Annotated in this window: 20 protein-coding genes; 5 read left to right on the forward strand and 15 right to left on the reverse strand. The window is 36.0% G+C overall.

Going from position 1 to position 16,195, the window contains the following annotated elements; genetic code table 11:
• Position 1: 1 nt before the first annotated feature.
• The 3 genes from galT to larC2 all read right to left on the reverse strand — a co-directional run bounded on the left by galT (position 2) and on the right by larC2 (position 3,649).
• Positions 2 to 1,549, reverse strand: coding sequence for a UDP-glucose--hexose-1-phosphate uridylyltransferase (gene galT, locus FHY60_RS14665; RefSeq protein WP_139905729.1), 1,548 nt, complete (start codon positions 1,547 to 1,549; stop codon positions 2 to 4).
• 63 nt (positions 1,550 to 1,612) lie between these two features.
• Positions 1,613 to 2,626, reverse strand: a complete 1,014-nt coding sequence (locus tag FHY60_RS14670; RefSeq protein WP_139905730.1) for a LacI family DNA-binding transcriptional regulator — start codon at positions 2,624 to 2,626, stop codon at positions 1,613 to 1,615.
• A gap of 117 nt (positions 2,627 to 2,743) precedes the next feature.
• A complete protein-coding gene (gene larC2 / locus FHY60_RS14675) occupies positions 2,744 to 3,649 on the reverse strand; it encodes a nickel pincer cofactor biosynthesis protein LarC2 (protein WP_163215764.1) in 906 nt (301 codons plus the stop codon).
• A 120-nt stretch (positions 3,650 to 3,769) separates the two neighbouring features.
• On the opposite strand from larC2, the gene FHY60_RS14680 reads away from it, so the two are divergent.
• Complete coding sequence (locus FHY60_RS14680; RefSeq protein ID WP_139905732.1) at positions 3,770 to 4,891, forward strand: hypothetical protein; 1,122 nt, start codon at positions 3,770 to 3,772, stop codon at positions 4,889 to 4,891.
• A 47-nt stretch (positions 4,892 to 4,938) separates the two neighbouring features.
• Here the strand turns inward: FHY60_RS14680 and FHY60_RS14685 are convergent, their stop codons facing one another.
• The 4 genes from FHY60_RS14685 to FHY60_RS14695 all read right to left on the reverse strand — a co-directional run bounded on the left by FHY60_RS14685 (position 4,939) and on the right by FHY60_RS14695 (position 7,722).
• A complete protein-coding gene (locus FHY60_RS14685) occupies positions 4,939 to 5,487 on the reverse strand; it encodes an accessory gene regulator ArgB-like protein (protein WP_163215762.1) in 549 nt (182 codons plus the stop codon).
• A 39-nt stretch (positions 5,488 to 5,526) separates the two neighbouring features.
• Positions 5,527 to 6,798 (reverse strand): sensor histidine kinase, encoded by a 1,272-nt coding sequence (locus FHY60_RS14690; protein WP_139905734.1) that lies wholly within the window; start codon positions 6,796 to 6,798, stop codon positions 5,527 to 5,529.
• A 52-nt stretch (positions 6,799 to 6,850) separates the two neighbouring features.
• On the reverse strand, positions 6,851 to 6,982 hold the full coding sequence (locus FHY60_RS18545) for a hypothetical protein (RefSeq protein ID WP_279230413.1): 132 nt from the start codon (positions 6,980 to 6,982) through the stop codon (positions 6,851 to 6,853).
• Between the two features lie 194 nt (positions 6,983 to 7,176).
• Positions 7,177 to 7,722: a hypothetical protein gene (locus FHY60_RS14695; protein ID WP_139905735.1), complete on the reverse strand. Its 546-nt coding sequence runs from the start codon at positions 7,720 to 7,722 to the stop codon at positions 7,177 to 7,179.
• Positions 7,723 to 7,877: 155 nt separating this feature from the next.
• Here FHY60_RS14695 and FHY60_RS14700 point away from each other — a divergent pair, with 155 nt between their 5' ends.
• Complete coding sequence (locus tag FHY60_RS14700; protein ID WP_163215760.1) at positions 7,878 to 8,753, forward strand: phosphatase PAP2 family protein; 876 nt, start codon at positions 7,878 to 7,880, stop codon at positions 8,751 to 8,753.
• A 101-nt stretch (positions 8,754 to 8,854) separates the two neighbouring features.
• Positions 8,855 to 9,367, forward strand: a complete 513-nt coding sequence (locus FHY60_RS14705) for a ferritin (RefSeq protein ID WP_139905737.1) — start codon at positions 8,855 to 8,857, stop codon at positions 9,365 to 9,367.
• 73 nt (positions 9,368 to 9,440) lie between these two features.
• On the opposite strand, the gene FHY60_RS14710 is transcribed toward FHY60_RS14705, so the two are convergent.
• Positions 9,441 to 9,869 (reverse strand): DUF2935 domain-containing protein, encoded by a 429-nt coding sequence (locus FHY60_RS14710; RefSeq protein WP_139905738.1) that lies wholly within the window; start codon positions 9,867 to 9,869, stop codon positions 9,441 to 9,443.
• A 150-nt stretch (positions 9,870 to 10,019) separates the two neighbouring features.
• On the opposite strand from FHY60_RS14710, the gene FHY60_RS14715 reads away from it, so the two are divergent.
• Positions 10,020 to 10,490 (forward strand): DUF3189 family protein, encoded by a 471-nt coding sequence (locus FHY60_RS14715; protein ID WP_139905739.1) that lies wholly within the window; start codon positions 10,020 to 10,022, stop codon positions 10,488 to 10,490.
• 36 nt (positions 10,491 to 10,526) lie between these two features.
• Here the strand turns inward: FHY60_RS14715 and ric are convergent, their stop codons facing one another.
• Positions 10,527 to 11,246 (reverse strand): iron-sulfur cluster repair di-iron protein, encoded by a 720-nt coding sequence (ric, locus tag FHY60_RS14720; protein ID WP_139905740.1) that lies wholly within the window; start codon positions 11,244 to 11,246, stop codon positions 10,527 to 10,529.
• A 202-nt stretch (positions 11,247 to 11,448) separates the two neighbouring features.
• Here ric and FHY60_RS14725 point away from each other — a divergent pair, with 202 nt between their 5' ends.
• Positions 11,449 to 12,666, forward strand: a complete 1,218-nt coding sequence (locus FHY60_RS14725; protein ID WP_139905741.1) for an FprA family A-type flavoprotein — start codon at positions 11,449 to 11,451, stop codon at positions 12,664 to 12,666.
• Positions 12,667 to 12,747: 81 nt separating this feature from the next.
• Here the strand turns inward: FHY60_RS14725 and FHY60_RS14730 are convergent, their stop codons facing one another.
• The 6 genes from FHY60_RS14730 to FHY60_RS14755 all read right to left on the reverse strand — a co-directional run bounded on the left by FHY60_RS14730 (position 12,748) and on the right by FHY60_RS14755 (position 16,192).
• The gene (locus FHY60_RS14730; protein WP_243122161.1) at positions 12,748 to 13,452 is read right to left on the reverse strand and encodes a Crp/Fnr family transcriptional regulator; all 705 of its coding nucleotides are present in this window, start codon (positions 13,450 to 13,452) and stop codon (positions 12,748 to 12,750) included.
• 175 nt (positions 13,453 to 13,627) lie between these two features.
• Entirely contained in the window at positions 13,628 to 13,897 is a 270-nt protein-coding gene (locus tag FHY60_RS14735) for a CPCC family cysteine-rich protein (protein ID WP_139905743.1), read from the reverse strand.
• A 73-nt stretch (positions 13,898 to 13,970) separates the two neighbouring features.
• Positions 13,971 to 14,591, reverse strand: coding sequence for a cyclase family protein (locus tag FHY60_RS14740; RefSeq protein ID WP_139905744.1), 621 nt, complete (start codon positions 14,589 to 14,591; stop codon positions 13,971 to 13,973).
• An 8-nt stretch (positions 14,592 to 14,599) separates the two neighbouring features.
• Positions 14,600 to 15,211 (reverse strand): histidine phosphatase family protein, encoded by a 612-nt coding sequence (locus tag FHY60_RS14745; RefSeq protein ID WP_139905745.1) that lies wholly within the window; start codon positions 15,209 to 15,211, stop codon positions 14,600 to 14,602.
• Between the two features lie 69 nt (positions 15,212 to 15,280).
• Positions 15,281 to 15,469: a DUF4177 domain-containing protein gene (locus FHY60_RS14750; protein ID WP_139905746.1), complete on the reverse strand. Its 189-nt coding sequence runs from the start codon at positions 15,467 to 15,469 to the stop codon at positions 15,281 to 15,283.
• 27 nt (positions 15,470 to 15,496) lie between these two features.
• The gene (locus tag FHY60_RS14755) at positions 15,497 to 16,192 is read right to left on the reverse strand and encodes a DinB family protein (protein WP_139905747.1); all 696 of its coding nucleotides are present in this window, start codon (positions 16,190 to 16,192) and stop codon (positions 15,497 to 15,499) included.
• Between the last annotated feature and the right edge of the window lie 3 nt (positions 16,193 to 16,195).

Here is a 16,195-nt window from a genome sequence, read left to right on the forward strand (position 1 = left end):
TCTATTTAACCTCTATAAAACCAGCTGTAGCCATAAATCTTTTAAAGGCTACCATGCCCTCACTATTTCTCTTATAAACTCCTGCATCCATAAGAACCTTTAAGAACTTCTCTCCCACTTCCTGCTTCAATAGCTCTTTAGCCTTTTCTCCATCCGTCATCATTCCGTATTTCGCTAACATCTCCTCAATCCAGCCCTTATGCTTATAAAGGTCTGATTGTTCACCAATCTCCTCTATTCCTACATTTCCAAGCAAAATACTTTCAATTTTCTTCAGCTCTGTTTCCAGTCGTGCCGGAAGTACTGCGAGACCCATTACCTCTATCAGTCCTATATTTTCCTTTTTTATATGATGCAAGTCTACATGGGGATGGAATATACCGTCCGGATGCTCATCACTGGTTCTGTTATTTCTTAGAACCAAATCAATCTCATATTCACCCAGCTTATTTTTTCTTACTATTGGTGTAATGGTGTTGTGTGGTATTTTTATACCTTCTTTTTCGGTGAAGGCAAGTATATCAGCACTCTCATCACTATACTGCTTCCAAGCCTCCAATAGCTCAACGCTGAATTCAACCAGTCTGTTTTTGTCCTTAGAGGCTGCTCTTACAACTGACATAGGCCACTTAACAATAGAAACCTTAACGTCTTTATACTTACTGTGAGTAAACCACACTTCCTCAGGAGCAGTTTCCATAGGAAATACATGTCTTCCTCCCTGGAAGTGCTCGTGACTTAGTATGGATCCGCCCACTATTGGTAAGTCTGCATTAGAACCTATAAAGTAATGTGGAAATTGTTCTATAAAATCTAATAGTCTTCTAAAGGTCTTATCTGTTATTTGCATAGGTTCATGCTCACCTTTAAACAATATGCAGTGCTCATTATAGTACACATAGGGCGAGTATTGTAAATACCATTGTTCCTCTGCTACTGTTACCGGAATCACCCTATGATTTTGTCTTGCCGGATGATTTACATTTCCCGCAAAGCCAACATTTTCTATGCACAGCAGGCACTTGGGATAATTGGATTGCGGAAGTGCTTTGGCAGCAGCTATATCCCTAGGATCTTTTTCGGGCTTAGATAGATTTATGGTAATTTCAATGTTGCCATAGTCAGTTGGTGACTGCCAATATAAGTTTTTCTCAATTCTGTCCATTCTAATGTAGTTTGACGCTTTTGAAAGCACATAGAAGTCGTCTGTGGCACTTTTTATCCCCTTTTCCCTTGCTGTAGTCTCAAATCTTCTGATAACTTCAGACTGACGGGGCATTAGCATCCCCATAATTTTTGCATCTAATAGGTCCCTGTAGGTAGTGGTATTTACCTCCAGCAGCCCAATCTCAGCTGCATAGTCCAGCAGGTTTTCCAGTATATCTGCAGGAGAATCACCGATTTCCTCCTCTACCTTCCCCGTATATGGCTCTGTAAGTTTAAAGAGTTCAAGTAATGAGTTTCTTGTCTGAACAATGTCATACTTCTCTATTAGATTATTTCTCACTGCAAAATTTAGCAGTCTTTCAATCTCTTTTGCACAATTCATATTTATACCCCCTAGAAAACCTTTTCTATTTTTTCTTTTAAAAATACGTGAACTACACGTATTTTACGGCTTTGCACAACTATCTCTGATTATAAGTTTTGTATCCATAATTATTTTACTTTTAGACCTATTACTTTTTTCTATTGTACTAATCAGCTCCTGGGCTGCCCTTCTTCCGATCTCCTTCATGTCCAGATCTACAGAAGTGAGCTTAGGGCTGCTTATATGGGCAATCAAAGTATTGTCACAACCAATTACCGAAAGCTCTTCAGGCACCTTTATGCTGAGCTTGCTGCAGGCATTTAATACCCCCACCGCCATCAGATCATTGCAGGCAAACACTGCTGTTGGCCTTTCTTCCTTAGTAAATACTTCTTCTATCTTATTTTGTGTGTTATCTACAACTTCTATGCTGTTTCCCTTACCCACATCTATAACTTTATTGTATTGAAAATGCTTCTCCTGTAATATTTCATTATATATTTTTTCTTTTATATCATAGGAAAAGCTCTTACGTCCTCTAACAAAGGCAATTTTCTTATGTCCCAATCCTATAAGATATTCAAAGGCATCTCTTGTACCAACCTCTTCATCGTATATCACCAAATTACATTTTGAAGCAGTAGGGGCTCCATTGATTATGATTACAGGCACATTCTTATTTATTTCATCATAAAATCCATTTTTTAAGTTTTCAAATCTTGGGTCTATGACGATTATTCCATCCACCTGCCTGGATACAATACGTTCTGCTACTTCTCTTTCATGGACCGCATCCCCTTCAGTGTTGGAAAGTGCAATGCTATAGCCCATTTCCTTTATGTGCTCTTCAATAGATTCAACTATAGTAGGGAAGAATAAATTGGTTATTCCCGGAACTATTACACCAATCATAGAAGTCTTTTTAGTGATGAGACTTCGCGCCGCGGCATTGGGTTTATAATTTAATTTTTCTATAGCCCTTTCTATCTTTTCCCGGGTCTCTTTCTTCACAGGGTAATTGTTATTAACCACTCTGGACACGGTAGTAATGGACACTCCCGCTTCCTTAGCCACTTCGTTTATAGTAACCGGCATAATATCACTCCTAGAAAACCTTTTCCTTAAATATATAATAACAGATGTGAATATATTTTTCAAGTTTTCTTTTTAGAATTAGTAATGGGAAGTACCCTTCATAAAAAAATAAATCCCTTACGTATCTTCTGTGTTCTCCATGATTTCCGTTTTTTTTATATTTTCTATCTCAATCTTCCTTACAGCCTCCATATAGACCCTATTAATCCCCATACCCAGTTTGCTTGCTATAGCCTTGCAGTCCTCATACTCCGGCTTGGCCTTGACCACTTTATCGTCCAAATATCCGTATTTTACTCTTACTTCTTCATCATAAACCGTAACTTTTCCAAAGCTTCTCTTCAGCATTTTCTTTTCTACTGCAAAGCTCCTTACTCCAAAGGTGGAAGTCTCATTGAATATAATGTGTTCAATCTCCTCCTTATTCTTCTCTGTGCACAACACACTTAGCTTAACCGCCGGTCTTCCCTTTTTCATAATAATGGGTGTTATATAAACATCCAGCGCTCCATTGTCCAGTAATTTATTAAATATGTAGTCATAGCCTTCAGAATTCATGTCATCTATATTGCACTCTATTATATACTGACGGTCTTTTTCAAAGTCTGATTCGACCTCCACCAGCATAAGTTTTACTTGCACTCCTTCAGCCCTTCCTTCTCCTACAGCCAGAAGCTTACCTTCTTCCATATCAAAATCCCCCTGGGTATTCGAAGCAAAAACCGCTGCAGAGTGGTCATACTTGCATTTTCTGTTTTGTACAAGTTTTATCCTGCAATTCTTAAGAATGCTCATTACTTCCATATCTATATATGAATCTATTTCAATGGCTGAGGATATCACCTTTTCACAACCTAAGTCCCTAAGAAGCGGTGTTATAGTATCATATAAGCTATTGTTAGAATCGCTGAGCTTTTTGAATTTGTTTAGAATCTCTTCATTATCTTTCCACAAATCCTTCAGTGCAGCCATAAGTGCCGTAGTACTTACACCACCGCTCCAATTTACATAAATTCTCTTCATAAATGTGCACCTCTTTGTCATAGAATATATCTATATTATATCAGTAATGTTCTTGTAAAGGTCAACATTTGTTGATACAATTATTTTACAGGGAACATATGGTTGAAAGGAGATTTTACAATGAAAGAAATCCGAAAAAGAACAGCGGAAATGTTGAGAGATCGGAAAAATATGCTGGAGGTAAAGGACACTACCATAGGAATAGATGCCTTTATCGATAAAATTGTCCGAGTTGTACATAGCAAGGACGATGAAAATGGTTATACTTTCTTTAATGATATCGCACAGTTCGGTAAACACCTCATAACTAAAAGTGGTATGAGCTGCGGAATTGAGGTCTGCGAGAGATTTACCAAGCTTGGTGGAAATGCTCCAATCATGGCTCATGCACTGGGCTCCTTAGGTGCAAAGGTAAATTGTGTAGGTGCCCTTGGCTATCCAGATATCGATCCTATATTCAAGGAATTATCTCCAAATTGTACTCTTTACAGCATCGGAAATCCCGGTTACACCACAGCACTGGAATTTAACGACGGTAAGATAATGCTGTCTCAGAGGGATTATCTTCATCAAATCAATTGGAAAACCTTAAAGGTTATTATAGGAATAGAGAAATTGACAGAGTTCTTTACAAGCAGCAGCCTTATAGGATTAGTTAATTGGAACGGAATGATCAACTTTAATGAAATTTTCAGAGGAATACTTGATGAGATTTATAAAAACAGAGAAGCCAATAAGGAAAGAATAGTATTCTTCGATATGGCCGATTTTTCCGAACGCAGTCAAAGTGATATTAAAGAAGCTGTGGGGCTTATCAATGGATTTAATACTTACAGCTCCGTTGTATTCGGTTTAAATGAAAATGAAGCCATACTTCTTTATAAAGCCCTATTCCCTGAAAGAGAGATTCCTGAATTAAGAGATTTAGGTCAATATATGTATGATAACTTAAATGTTGATTATCTGGTTATTCATACTTTGACAGATTCCCTGGCTTGGAGCAAGGATGAGTTTGCAGAAGTACCAAGTTTATTTGTTAAAAAACCAAAGTTATCTACCGGCGGCGGTGATAACTTTAATGCAGGCCTTTGCCTGGGTTTCCTGCTAGGACTTGATCTTTCAGGCGCATTATACGCAGCCAATGGAACCTCCGGTTATTATGTAAGAAATGCCCAGAGTCCAACTTTAGAAGACCTTATAGACACTATTGAAAATTGGGATAATCTAATAGAAACACCATAAGATAATTCATGGATATTAAAATAGAGTGGCGCATGCCACTCTATTTTTTAAGGTTTATTAAACATCAACAAAGCTTGAAAAACTATAATCCATACCATTGTATTGGATACCTTGGTGTATCTGTAGAAGATTAGAGAAATTACTGCACATACTAATAGGACAGCCATTCCAACAGCCCTGTTTCTTTTTAGGAGCTCCTCTCTGTTTATCGGCATTTTAGGGTTAACTACCGGAGCCTGGTTCCATATACAAAATAGGGCTACCAAATTTAAAATCAGCTTTGGTACTATATCCATATGTATGTTATTTCCCAAGTAAATTATACTGCCGATTATAAGCAAGGTAGACACAAAGCATTTTACTTGATTGTCCTCATGATAGCCTCCAATGAAAGGCTTTGAACTTGTCATCACCAGTATTGCTATCAATACTTCAGCGGTATAGCCTGCAACACTAAAAAATAAAATTACTCCAAGAACTTTTATAAGCTCAAATACCACTATTCTTAATGAGTAAGCTATTTGCTCCTCTTCATCCTTAGTATAATGATTTACTTCTGAAAGGTGGGTTGCAAATTTATTTATTAAAGTTCTCATCTTTATCACTCCCAAATATATCATTAATACTTTGATTATCTATAGATTCGTATTGGGAATCTCAAACTTAAATTGAGTATATTCGCTATTGCTTTTCAAATAGATTTTTCCACCGCATCGATTCATAATATCCTTAACAATACTAAGGCCATAGCCCCTATCTCCTGCTTCTTTAGACTTTGTGGAGAAACCTGGCTCAAAAATTTTATTCTTTAGCTCTGCAGGAATTTCTGGTCCATTATTTGAAATCACTATAGTTACACCATTAAAGCTGTTATAGCTTTTATACCTGATTGTAGGATTTTTTGAAGATTTAAGCACGTCAACAGCATTATTCACAATGTTGGATAAAAGTTTTAATAGTTCATTATGTGTAATGGCAAGATTATCGTAATTTGCTTCATCTATTGTAATTACATTAATACCGGCACAGACAGCGTGATGCAATACGGAGAAAACTATTGGATTAATCTTATGACTTACATTTATTGCAAAGGATAACATTTGATATCTATCAACTATATCCTTTAATATTTCACCCATCCTGTCATACCTTTTTAATTGATAGAGGCCGTATAAAGTGCTTATCTCACTACCATAGTCATGTTTCAGTTTTTTGAGCTCCACAATCTTTTCATTAAGAGCTTTGTTTAACATTTCCACTTCCTTTGACTTGCTGTTTATTTTAGCAAAAAATACTGTAACAGACACAAAGCTGATAAAAGCTAATAAATATATAAAAAATTTAAAGAAGATGTTCATGCTTTCGATGGTCCATTCTATCCTAAAGGTATCTAAAATAACTAATGAAATATCTATTATTAATACAAAAAATAGGGAGTGCCTAAGGTTTCTAAAAAATATAGCAACACCAAAGATGCTTCTTCTTACCTTATACAAAACTCCATAGATAATCCAGGCAGGAACAAAAATAAATAACAACATTTGTACATCTACACGAATTGGTAAGTTTAAACCTATTAATACAGTTTGATAGAAGGTAACCAGAAAATATGCCAGCATAGCAATGATGAAATAGGAAATACCAACGCCTATTAAGGCTTCTATTATTGACTTTCTAAAAAATACTGCTACAAGAAGAAAAACTAGCACAATCATTAAAAAGTTTGCGAAAGGACTATGGAAATTACTGTAGGTAAAGGCTATAACCTCAGCACATATAAGACCTATAAGGGTAACAAAGCTTTTTTTTGAAATTCTCTTTTCCTTATCTACAATATTTTGTGTTACCCAAGTAAATATAAAGGCCTGACAAAAGGTGTTTAATAGGTCGCAAATTTTCAACAACATTAATAATATCCCCCTAAATTCCTCAAAATAGAGGCGGTACACCGCCTCTATTTTATCTTTCGTTTTTCATGGACTGAGGCATTTCTTCAACTGCCATACTACTGATAGATGCCGGTCCAACAGTGATAATTATTGCTGCCATACCAAGCAAGACATTACCTAATAGTTTACAGATTTTTTTCATAAAGAGACACCTCCATATAATTTATAGCTTGTCCACTTTTATTATAGCACTTTTTCTGAAAATTCGATATATTTTTTCATGTTTAACTAATGATTTATATTATATTAATATTCTTACTAAATATGATTGTATTAACAAAATATGATTATATTACCAAAAATAAAAACGGCGTGTATAAACACACCGTTTACTTGTTAATACCAATAGCCTGGACCGTAATAATATGGACGTCTTCTTCCAAGCAAATCTTCTATCAGAATAACTCCTATCAAATCATTAAGTAATCTCCTTCTGGTATACCTTCTCCTGGGCCTTCTTTCATCATCCCTGTAGTCATCTTTGTCATTATTATCATCATCTTCTTCCAATTCCTTCTCTACCTTGTCACATATATCTTCAATAATATCTTTTAACTCTTCCTTTGTAGGACAATACATCCTTCCATGTTTTTGCTCCAGCATGTCACAATGCTGTCTCACATGGGGGTATATAACATAATAGCTGTGGGGATACATCATCTCCAGCTGCCTCTCTGATTGCATTTCTGTACTGTGGCTTAACATATTATGCTGCATAATTGGCATAGTACATCCAGGCATCCCGGGCATATTACTTTGCATCATTGCAGGATTATAGTAATTTTGCATAGCCGGACATTGACCTTTTTGCATGGCGCGGCACATCCCTCCCTGCGTCATAGGGTTATACTGCATGCCGCCATCCCAATCGTTGTAATACATTCTGACCTCCAATGTTATTTAATTGTTAATTCAATTTATAATATGTGAACCTTTTGAGTATTGTGTATATAATTATCTTTTATTTTATTTATATGTCTGTTACAATATTTCTAATAGATTTATTAGCATACATAAATAATAGGAGGAGTATTCCTTTGGAAATAATAAAATTTTTACAAAGCTTTTCCCATCCGTTTATGGACTACCTCTTTCAGGCAATCACTATGCTAGGTGAAGAAACTATTTACGTTGGAGCTATAGTAATTCTGTATTGGTGCTTCAATAAAAGAACTGCTGTCAGATTTGCTTTTATACAAATTTTCTCTATGGTCATCAACGGAGCTATTAAAGATACTGTAAGGGCACCACGTCCTATAGGCACAGAAGGTATATTCTCACTTAGGGTGGAAACCGCCACCGGATACTCCTTTCCCAGTGGTCATACTCAAGGAACAGCTACCTTTTGGGTTACTTTGATGAAGGTATGCAAAAAATCTTGGTTATATATTTTAGGTCCTATTGTTATCTTTTTGGTAGCCTTATCCAGGCTATACCTCGGTGTACATTGGCCAAAGGATGTGGCTGCAGGCATAATACTAGGTATTATTTGCGTATTTATTGCAGATAAGATCATGGATTTGACCTATAAGAAAGATAATCATAGATATATGTTAATTCTAGTAGTTCCTGCCCTGTTAGGATTAATATTGTTCCCAAGCAAAGACTATGTAAAGGCTGTTGCTACCGTAACAGGCCTATATATTGGTTATGTTTTGGAGAATAAGTATATAGCCTTCAAAACAAAATCACCAATTTCAAAGCAGGCACTTAAAATCATTGTGGGTTTTTTAGGACTTGCTGTGCTAAAGCTTTCTGTAAAGTACTTGCTTCCTGATAATAATTTTGAAGCCTTCACAGACTATTTTCTTTTAGGTGTATGGATTATAGCTGGAGCTCCTTATCTCTTTGTGAAGTTAGGATTATCAGAGTCAGAGGTCTCGAAAAAGACAAAAAGTAATATTGGATCATAATAATATTATTGCTTTTTACAAATACTTATACAGATAAATATATTCATAAGTTACATAATATTTTTACAAGAATAACGTTATGATGAAAGGTTGTTGATAAAATGTTAAGCGAAAGACTTCTTAATTCACTAAATGAACAAATTAATTTTGAACTGGAATCTGAGTATATATATCTTGCAATGGCGGCTTACTGTGAGAACGAAGACTTACAGGGCTTTGCTAACTTCTTTAAAGTTCAGGCCCAGGAGGAGAGATTTCACGCAACAAAGTTCTATGATTTCATTTTCCAGATGGGCGGCAGAGTTACTTTAAAAGGAATACCGGCACCCCAGAATGATTATAAAGATATCTTGTCAGTATTCACTGAAGGTCTGAAACATGAGCAGGAAGTTACAAGAAGAATATATGCCCTGTCTGATATAGCTATGGAAGAAAAAGAGCACGCAACCATAAGCTTTTTAAAATGGTTTATAGATGAACAGGTTGAGGAAGAAGATACCTTCAATAATCTTATAAAAAAGCTTAAGAGAATAGATAATAGTCCCGCAGCTTTATATATGCTTGATGAAGAATTGGCCGCCAGAACTTTCACTCCACCGGCAACAGAGGCTTAAAATTAAGGGCTGACTTCTTAATTGATAATTGTCAATTAAAAAGTCAGCCCTTTATATTATCAGGTCTTCTAAATTAGAACACCTGTAGTTTTAAGTTCTCAAATATGTTCTTCATAAAAATCTGTTCCTCTGTTATATGTTCTAACAGCATCTGCCAAACCTTTTTTTCCGGTACAACGGTTTTTACCTTAGCTAAAAGGCTTATAAAATTCTCATCCAGAATAATAAACTCAATGATTAACTTCTTTGTCTCTGAGCCTACATCATTTCTGTAATAGCAATTAAAAGTAAGCACTTCTCTCGTCTGCAGCACCTTCTCCTTTAATTCTGAAAAGTCTCGATTCACATTCATAAGACGATTTTCCATATCCTGCGGTAAATTTATTCCTGATAAGTCTGCCACAGTTTTTATAAATACAGGATGTTCACTGGATATTTCACTCCATAAAAGAAGCTCGTTAAAGATGCAGTCATAGCTGCTGGCATAGGTAAAACAATACATACTAACCCTCCATACAAATTACACAATATACATATATTCCCCAGGCCCTTACTTTGACACAACTTACATAAACACAGGAACCACTTTTGTATATATACTTTATTAATAGAAATACTAAGGTTATTCAATAGTTCCTGAGAGGTGATCAAGATGATAGTAATATACCATGATGTAGGTGGCTGCCATTCTTCTGCAACTGCCGCTAACATACATATCAACAGGCTTCCTATGGATAGAGTCCCCAGCAAAGCAGAACTAATAGCTTTGCCTACCTTTGATAAACTTAAAAAGGGTGATAAGGGAAAAATGATATATATAGGTGAGGATGAATTTGGTGCAAAAGTTTATACTATGGCCAGAAGGCGTAGCCAAAGGATAGTAATACCGGCAATTAGCGATATGTACCTTGCTAACACCGGAAGTCTTGAAGGCCTGTTTCTATCTAATACCTCTCCATCGGTAAACAACATTATGAGAATCGGGGGGATAAGTTCCCGGGTTTTTAAGCTTGTCTCATTTGGGCGCCCCATCGTTGCAAAGGGAACCTTAAAGGCCTATCCGGATATTGTAGAAATTGTACGTAAGACAAAGGAATATATGAAAGCTCATCTTAAGCAATAGAAAAGAGCAGCGGATCTGCCACTGCTCTTTTACTTATTAAGCTTGCTTTTTTAATTCTTCTTCCAATCTTGGGAACATGATATTATTTTCAAGATGAATATGTCTGAATAGATCATCCTCTAATTCTTCAAAAAGTCTATAGGTGAGACCGTAACTTGCACAACCATCTTCAGGCATTGTATAGCCATTTGTTATTTCTCTTAGTTCCTTCAGAGTAGTTCCTGCGCTCTCGTGTTCATCTTCTAATTCCTCTATCTGCTTTACAGCTCTTTCTAAGACTTCTACACTTCCGCTTTTATCATACTGTATCACCAATGGAAAAACTGCTTCTTCTTCTTTTATCAAGTGCTGTTCAAGTTCCATCTTTAAGCTATGGAAAAGCTTATGAACCTTTTTTAGTTCAGGATGATGCTCACCATGAGCTCTTAAGATTTTTGTTGTCAACTCTGATAATTTTGGCAAGTTTTCATTTAAATAGGCGTGATGTGTATTTACTACATAGTCTATTAATGAAGTATATGGTTCTACGGCCCATTCTCTATCTTTTACTGCTTCTACTACATAAGCATTATAAGCCTCATTTATTTCAGCTACGATTTCTGCTCCGTCTAGCCCCTGTTCTTTAACAGCTTGTTCCAGTGGTCTGTCTCCACCACAGCAAAAATCTATCTTATTTTTTTTAAAGGTTTCTATTGCTCTAGGAAACTTTACTACTACTTCTCCAATTTTGCTATTCAAACTAAACATGCTATTCATAATAACAGTCCTCCGCTTTTCATTTTTCTTGAGATTAATATACCCTAATTGCCTATTTGAATTCTGTGATTACAATCAAATTTAAAATTGATTCAGGTCATAGTTTAAAAATGGAGTGTCACCTATAATAGACTCATAAGGCGGCACTAAAAAAACAAAGTCGTATAAAATATGAAACCAATATGAAGGAGAGATAAAGGTTATGGATAAAATACAAATTGCAGAAAAATCATTTTGGGTTGGTAAGGTTGATGACAGACCGGTTCCTTTCCACAGACTTATATTAGAAAAAGGGACAACTTATAATTCTTATTTATTAGAAACAGAAAAGCCTACATTAATAGATACTGTTGATATAGCATTTGGTGGAGAATTTGTTAAAAAACTTTCTAACATTATAGACCTAAACACATTGAAGTATGTAGTAATAAATCACATTGAGCCTGACCATGCCGGAGCACTTCCTGCCCTTATGAATAAGGCAAAGAATGCTGTAATTGTTACAACTGAAAAAGCAAAAGAGCTCTTAAATGGTATGTTCAAGCTTCATAATAGAGAATATCTCATAGTAAAGGATGGAGATACGCTGGACATCGGTGGTAAGACATTGAAGTTCTTTGAAACTCCATATCTTCATACTGAGGAAACTATGATAACCTACTGCGTAGAGGATAAGATTTTATATCCCTGCGATCTTTTTAGCACTCATATTGCCAACCATGAATTATTCAACGATTTGGCAAAGGAAGATATCACAGAGGACTTCAAGGTTTACTATCAGTTAATTATGAGACCTCACAGACCTTATGTAAGAGAAATGCTTGAAAAGTTAAAGACTGTTGAAATAGATATGATTGCTCCTTCTCACGGTTATGTGCTAAGAGATAATGCTGCAAAATACATTGCACTTTACGATGAAATGAGCCAGAAATCCGTATCTGATAAAAAAGCCCTAATCATATACAGCACAATGACAGGCAACACCGGTAAAATTGCAAATAATATATATGAAGGACTCACTGAAGCAGGTATGGAAACACACATCCTGAATGTAAAGAGTTCTTCCATCGAAACTGTGAATGAAATGGCAGCAGCTAGCGATGTTATTATAATTGGAAGCTCCACACGTTATGGAGATATGATTGGAAATATAGAAGACTATATCAAGGAAATTATAAAGTTAGACCTATCCGGAAAATGCGGTTTTGCCTTTGGTTCTTACGGCTGGAGCGGAGAAGCCATAGAAATAATAAATGACTACTTAAAGAAGAGTAACATCAAGGTTCTGGATTCATCCACTCTAATCAAGGCCACTGGAGCAAATGACGTTCAGTTACCACTTAGAATCAACTTCTATGGGGATGACGAAAGAGCTGAGGCTGCAATAAATGCAGGAAGAGTTGCTGCAGAAGCTTTATAATAAAAAGATGTGACATGTGAGGAGGGTGGCACCCTTTTTTAGGTGCCTGCCACCTCACATGTCACATGTCACATACCATATTTATAGTTCCAAATAACTTTCATCTTTAATAAGAATTTTCTTATTACCAATGAGTTCAATTATGTCATCATCCTGAAGGACTGTAAGCTTTCTGCTTATGGTTTCTCTGGTTACCCCAATATAGTTGGCCATTTCCTCACGATTCAGCGGGAGCTCTATGACAATGCCCTCTCCTGTCTTGATGCCAAAATCCTTGGCAAAAGCCTTAAGCATGGATGCGATTCTTACTTCTACATCCTTGGTACTTAGGTTTTGAATAAGATTCTCCAGATTCATTAATCGGTCATGCAGAACCTCTAATATTTTCAATGTGATTTCTGGGTATTTGGTAACAATGGCATCAAAGTCATCCTTTGCTATTGTACAAATATAGGTATCCTCCAAGGCTTCTGCATTAAATTGAAAGTTGCCCTTCTTTAGCAAGCTCATATCCCCAATAAATTCACCTTCCGACAATATGTAGAGAATCTGTTCCCTGCCCTCTTTATTATACTTGTAAATCTTTATCTTCCCTTTATTTACTATATAGAGCTTATCTTCCACGTCACCCTCAAAGAATATAACCTGTCCCTTTTTATATTTCCTTGTTACTATGATCTCTGATATCTTTTTGAAATTTTCAGGCTGGATAGTTGAAAATATATAGACCTTTGATACACAATACTTACCGGTGCACTTTAGGCATTCCTTCTCACAATGTGCCACTGTTATATCAGCTCCTCTTTATAAAAATAATGTTTATATTAATATTTTTATTATCATACTATATAAGTTGTAAACATTAATCCAAGCTATATATTAATTTTAATCGATAAACATTCTTAATACCATAGAAAAATACCGTTCCAAAAATTACGGAACGGTATTTAGTGGTTTTGTGTTATTCAAGTGGTGCCCATTCTTCATCTCTTGCCTCATTTTCTTTTGGCTTTCTCACGTACTTTAATGAATCTTTCTTACAGGCACCTATTTTTTCAAAATTTTTTTGAGCCTCTCGAAGGGATATGCCATTAACTCCTCCCGCAAAGTCAGGGTCATAGTACTGAGTATCATCATCTTCCCAAAAACATACCCTGCAAATATCAAAGGTTCCCGGTGGCTCCTCCGTTAATGTTTTATAGCCGCAGCAGGGACAAGCATATTTTTCCATACTTATAATCCCCTCCATTATTATAACTAGTATTTATTATTGTCAAATTTGGGAGTATTTATAATTCATGTTTTTAAGATATTCGTGCAAATATTCTTACCATTGCTCCATCTGTATTCATCTTTAATGGAATTATAAAAACCTCATAGTTCTCTTCTTGAATTAACTTGTCTAGATTTATGCAGTTTTCAACTATACTTATGCGGTTTTCCAAAAAAATTTTGTGAATTTCAAAGGGATATTTATCCGGTGAGGGTGTATCTAAACATACTGCCTTTACTTTTTTTCTTATAAATAGGTCTGCTAAATCTTTACTTATTACCGGATGCTCTTTAAAATATTCTTCTGTGCCAAAATATCTGTCATAGGCAGTATGGATTAATACTATACTTTCTTCCTCTATTAGATTTTCGTATTCCTCAACCTTATCAACGGTATGCTTACCCACAGCATCAATTAATACGCCTCTGCCCATTAGCCTGTCAAGTCCTATGTCTTTGACAGTTATTTTACTGTCCGTCATATGCATAGGGGCATCCATATGAGTTCCAACATGCATTCCACATTCTAGTCTGTGATTGCTGTAGCCATCACAGTCATAGAATTTTGTCTGTATCAGCTTTACTTCATCATCGCCTGGGTATACAGCCATACCATCAGTAATTTCCATAGATAAATCAATTATTTTTCTCATAGTCTCACCTATATATCATAATGAGCTGTATCCGCATATTTTACTATTTCGTACCTGTCCTGCTCTACCTCAACTACGCTTAAACTGGTGGGCTGAATAAATCTATTGTCAAGAAGTTTTTCTATAGGCAGATTTTCAAAATGACTCATTATAGCTTTTACTATAAGTGCATGTCCTACTATTAAAATGTCTTTACCTTCATTTTCTGAAATAATTTTATTTACTGCAGAAACACCTCTTAATTTCAGCTGCTCGAAGCTTTCACCCGGGAAGTCCTTCAACAGATGTGGGGTATTCCAAAAGGTATCATACTGTTCCTTATATTCTTTCCTTATTACATCAAAGGTCATGCCTTCCCATATACCAAAGTTCATCTCCATAAGTTCTTCCATTGGAATAATATTTACTTTTCTGTCTCCAAGTATCAGCTTTGCAGTGTTATAGGCCCTGCCGCTGGGACTGGAATATACCACATCTATCTTAGTATCCTTCAGCCTTTTGCCCAATTGCATTGCCTGCTTTATTCCAAGCTCCGTAAGCGGCGAATCCTTGCTTCCCTGCATACGGCCCTGAATATTCCATTCTGTTTCGCCATGCCTGGTTAAGTACAATCTTGTCATCTTATTTCTCCTTCCATCAGCCTATGTTATATACAACACACCTATCAAAATAATAATGAATAATATGTTCTATTGCTCCTTTATCTCCTTTTCAAAGATAATCTCATAATCTGTCGGCTTTCCATGACCATTATAATATAAGGGCAGCACTTGTACCAGTCTCCATCCTTCCTTTGCATGTTCCTGAATAATTTCATGATGGTTGGCTTCGGTGAAGAAACCACCTAAGGTACATTCCACATATTTGTATTCAAACATTTAAACTTCCTCCTGACTTTTATAACTTTACTTCTTATCCATTAACTTTCTACATTTTCCCTTAAGTCTCATAGCCTCATTTAAATGCACGATATGATGTCTTGTTACAGGCATTAATAATATTCCTGCAACATTTTTTCTCCCCCAGAAATCTATAAGCCATCTGGATTCCTCTGCCTCCAGAACTGCCCCCTCGTCCAAAATTCTTTGTAATCTAACAGGTTCCATTTTTCTTTTTACATCTGAAGGCTTGAGCCTTTGTATTATTTCTCTAGTTTTCCTACCGACAGCTATCCTATAATTACGCAATTCATTCATATCAAGCCTATTACTTAATTCAATGATTTCTTCATCGCTCATTGAATTACCGGTATCACATACGGTTACCTTCATTCTTTCAAGCCAATCACCGCTATTTATTACTTGCTCTTCGTCCGCTACTAATATGTTCATGGTTATGTCCTCTATTCGAGTCAAGTGCCACAAACTCCAGGCGATAGTTTCATCCTTTGCTGTGGGCATTGTCCTGAAAGCAAAATCCTCCAGACCATCCCATAGCTCATCCTCAAAGGTCATCCCTTCTATTTTTGACATTTCAGAAGCATGGACCAGGGCATGTTGCTGCAGACATAATTCTATAGCCTCATCAAATTTGTCCTGCTTAGTTAATATACTTTTTAATAGGTTTTGTTGTGAGTTCCATAACGCTCTTTTACTATCCATATA

The organism is Clostridium thermarum, assembly GCF_006351925.1.
Classification (GTDB): Bacteria; Bacillota; Clostridia; order Clostridiales; family Clostridiaceae; genus Clostridium_AU; species Clostridium_AU thermarum.